This is a genomic window from Deltaproteobacteria bacterium (genome assembly GCA_019308995.1).
Classification (GTDB): domain Bacteria; phylum Desulfobacterota; class Desulfarculia; order Adiutricales; family JAFDHD01; genus JAFDHD01.
In genome coordinates this window covers 1-3,229 of sequence record JAFDHD010000198.1, presented here as the reverse complement: position 1 = coordinate 3,229, position 3,229 = coordinate 1, and the positions used below count along the sequence as shown (strand labels likewise).

The following is a 3,229-nucleotide window of genomic DNA, read 5'->3' as shown; positions in this document are numbered from 1 at the left end:
TGGCCACTTTCCCCATCTTGGTGGAGGCCATCGGTTCTTTTTTCAAAGATCAAAAACCAAATCTAAAATGGGTGGCTCAAGAATAGATTATCTCAAAACCCCCTGAACGTGTACCTCCGATTTTGTTTATATCAATGCCGAGCAAGCCGTTTCCACGCTCAATGCTTTTCGTTATTTCGTATTTCACCCAACGGCTAGAGCAAGTTTTTTCACCCACTAGAACAACAGTCACTGATGTTCCTTCTAACTGGGCATTGATCCAATTTCGAATCGCATCATCGCCTTTTTTCTTTAATTCCTCAAAATCGGCCGCATCAATAAATCCAGCGACTTCCTTTCCCTGTGTGACCCAACTATTTCGGACCACCATTGCTCGTGATACATCTTGTTTGTACTTGAAGCTGAAATACACACGTCTTGCCATGATTATTCTCCTATTTTGTGAATTACGTTTTTCATATACATCTGAACACCGCTGGAACAAGCCAAACGGCGGTTATGGTTAGGAGTATTGCGCCGTGGAACAGAAGCAATGTCCTTGAGGATGTCACCCGCAACCATGATGCCACCTGAGTTTCGACCGGTGAAGTGTTCATAGAAAAGTCGATTTCGTCCTCGCCCATTGACCTGACCTTATCATAGAGTTTGCGGAACAATCGCTCTTGCCGAAGGAAATAACCATCCAACAGCCAGAAGACCGTCGCAGGCAGATAGGCCAGAAAAACCAGCGCTGATTTCGATTCGGTTGAAGCCAACGCGAAAATCGCCGACACCAGTACCACATTCCATCCTTTCAGCAGAAACGAGTTCCTCGCCATCCTGCTAATGACGGCTTGCAGCATTTCAAGATGTTTCAGTTTTTTTTCCATTTTCATTCTCGTTGGCCGATGTAAATTCTAAATTCGGAGGACAGTACACTTAATTGCCAAGTATTTGTTTTTACAATAAAAAATCTAGGGATAAGCTGTTTTATCTCAAAATTAAAACTACCCAAATTAACCTTCCGTTTTCTAGAGGTTCCCTCTTTTAAGCCTTCTTACCAAACATCAAACTTGGATATCATTCATGATTACAGATACCAGAAAAAAATTCAATAATTTTTGGTAACAATTTTTTAAGATCGAAACCTCTTGACTAAAATTTTGCCAGTTAAACGTTAGGTCCTAGCCTTCCCCTGCCCTAAAAAACTTGAGCAGTCTTTCCAGTTCTTCGTCTGAGGAAAAGGTGATTTCGATGCGGCCTTGTTTGCCTTTGCGGTAGAGATTGACCTTGGCGCCCAGTTTGCGGGTAAGCTGTTCGGCCAGGGCCTGAAAGTAAAGCTCGTCCGGCTTGATAATCTGTTTTGAGGGCGGGGGCTTGAGGATTTTTTTGACGAGGGCCTCGGTCTGGCGCACGGAAAGCCTTTCTTTGAGGATCTTCTCCCGCACCTCGAGGATGATCTTGGGCCGTTCCAGGGCCAGGAGGGCGCGGGCATGGCCGATGCTGAGTCTGCCTTGGCGCACGTCCTGCTGGACCGCTTCCGGGAGGTTCAACAGGCGCAGGAGGTTGGCGGTGGTGGAGCGGTCGCGGCCGGTGAGGTCGGCGACCTCCTGCTGAGTGCGGCTGAACTCCTCCATGAGCCGGCGGTAGGCCTCAGCCTCCTCAATGGGGTCCAGGTCCTCCCGGTGCAGGTTTTCTATGAGCGCGATCTCCAGCAACTCGGCCCGCGTGGCCTCCCGGACAATGACGGGCACACTGGTCAGACCGGCGGCCCTGGCGGCGCGGAGGCGGCGTTCGCCCGCGATGAGCTCGTACTGGCCGGAATCCAGACGCCGCACCATCAGAGGCGCTAAGACCCCTTTATTCTTGATGGATTCGGCTAAGGCCCTGAGGTCCTTTTCCTTAAACGTCACCCTGGGCTGAAAGGGGTTGGAAGCTATCTTGTCCAGAGAGACCTCGAAAAGGCTTCCAGACAGGGAGAGGTCCTCGTCCAGGCCTTCGATCAGGGCCTCCAGGCCGCGGCCCAGTCCTTTTTTCTTGGCCATGTCGCTACCTTTTCTTCAGAATTTCCCTGGCCAGGGCCAGGTAAGCGCTGGCCCCGCTGGAGCGGATATCGTAAAGGATAATGGGCAGCCCGTGACTCGGGCTTTCCGACAGCCGCACGTTGCGGGGAATAACGGTCTTAAAAACCCGGTCGGGGAAGTGCCGGCGCGCCTCCTCTGCCACCTGATGCGACAAGCGGTTCCGCGTGTCAAACATGGTCAGGAGGATGCCCAGGATGCGCAGCCGCTGGTTGAACCTCTGGCGGATGAGGCGAAAGGTCCGGATGAGCTGCGACAGGCCCTCCAGGGCGTAGTACTCGCACTGGAGCGGGATGAGCAGGTCCTGGGCCGCGCACAGGGCGTTGATGGTCATGAGCTGGAGGCTGGGCGGGCAGTCAATGACCAGGTAGTCGAACTGCCCGTCCAGGGGCTGAAGCTTGCGCGCTAAAAAATTCTGGCGCCCGGGCTGGCCGATCAGTTCAACCTCCGCACCGATAAGGTCCTGGCTGGCCGGGATAAGGGTCAGCCCGGGCAGAGGGGTCGGCTGAGCCACCTGGTCCAGTTCAAGGTCCTGGATCAGGAAGTGATAGAGCGAGTAAGGGATGTTTTCCCGGTCAATACCCAGGCCGCTGGTGGCGTTGGCCTGGGGGTCGGCGTCAATGAGCAGGACTGTTTTTTCAGCCGCAGCCAGGCAGGCGGCCAGGTTGACCGCGGTGGTGGTTTTACCGACGCCGCCTTTCTGGTTGGCGATGGTGATAATCTGGCTCATAGAAATTTTATAATAATTTTAAGTAGTTATATCAATTGTCCTTCTTCGGTCCATAGTACCACATCTGAAGAGGGCTTGAAAAGAAAAAATATGTTTCACGTGAAACATTTGGTTGGGGGAACCCCTCTCCCAAAAAAACTGTCAGGGCTGCGGCGGTACTCGCCGCCGCAGCCTGCTTAAAGTTTTTGAAGGGGGTTTCAGGGGGGGTTGACGAAAATTTTACTAAAAAGTTCCCCCCTGAGCAAAAATACAATCAAATCCCCTTAAAAAAAAGCAGGATGCGACAATGGCCCAAGAACGGCAGTCTGAACCTTTCCTGGCGGGCCAGTGTAAGTCCCAGCGCGGTCAGGACCTGTTCGGCCTCTTTGAGCTCCTTTTCGGCTCGCGGGCCCTTGTAGGCCAGGATGGTTCCGCGGCTGCCCAGAAAGGGCCTGGCCAG

Annotated in this window: 5 protein-coding genes; all 5 read right to left on the bottom strand. The window is 52.7% G+C overall.

Annotated features, from left to right (window positions below; genetic code table 11):
• Positions 1 to 76 precede the first annotated feature (76 nt).
• Entirely contained in the window at positions 77 to 424 is a 348-nt protein-coding gene (locus JRI95_16810; protein MBW2063206.1) for a TIR domain-containing protein, read from the bottom strand.
• Positions 425 to 455: 31 nt separating this feature from the next.
• Entirely contained in the window at positions 456 to 869 is a 414-nt protein-coding gene (locus tag JRI95_16805; GenBank protein MBW2063205.1) for a hypothetical protein, read from the bottom strand.
• A 294-nt stretch (positions 870 to 1,163) separates the two neighbouring features.
• The gene (locus tag JRI95_16800; GenBank protein MBW2063204.1) at positions 1,164 to 2,024 is read right to left on the bottom strand and encodes a ParB/RepB/Spo0J family partition protein; all 861 of its coding nucleotides are present in this window, start codon (positions 2,022 to 2,024) and stop codon (positions 1,164 to 1,166) included.
• Between the two features lie 4 nt (positions 2,025 to 2,028).
• Entirely contained in the window at positions 2,029 to 2,790 is a 762-nt protein-coding gene (locus JRI95_16795) for a ParA family protein (GenBank protein ID MBW2063203.1), read from the bottom strand.
• Between the two features lie 253 nt (positions 2,791 to 3,043).
• A partial coding sequence (locus tag JRI95_16790; protein ID MBW2063202.1) for a 16S rRNA (guanine(527)-N(7))-methyltransferase RsmG occupies positions 3,044 to 3,229 on the bottom strand: 186 nt, incomplete at its 5' end.

Excerpts from the sequence above, each read along its gene's own strand:
- JRI95_16810 (MBW2063206.1), bottom strand. The coding sequence starts at position 424 with ATGGCAAGACGTGTGTATTTCAGCTTCAAGTACAAACAAGATGTATCA.
- JRI95_16795 (MBW2063203.1), bottom strand. The coding sequence starts at position 2,790 with ATGAGCCAGATTATCACCATCGCCAACCAGAAAGGCGGCGTCGGTAAA.
- JRI95_16805 (MBW2063205.1), bottom strand. The coding sequence starts at position 869 with ATGGAAAAAAAACTGAAACATCTTGAAATGCTGCAAGCCGTCATTAGC.
- JRI95_16800 (MBW2063204.1), bottom strand. The coding sequence starts at position 2,024 with ATGGCCAAGAAAAAAGGACTGGGCCGCGGCCTGGAGGCCCTGATCGAA.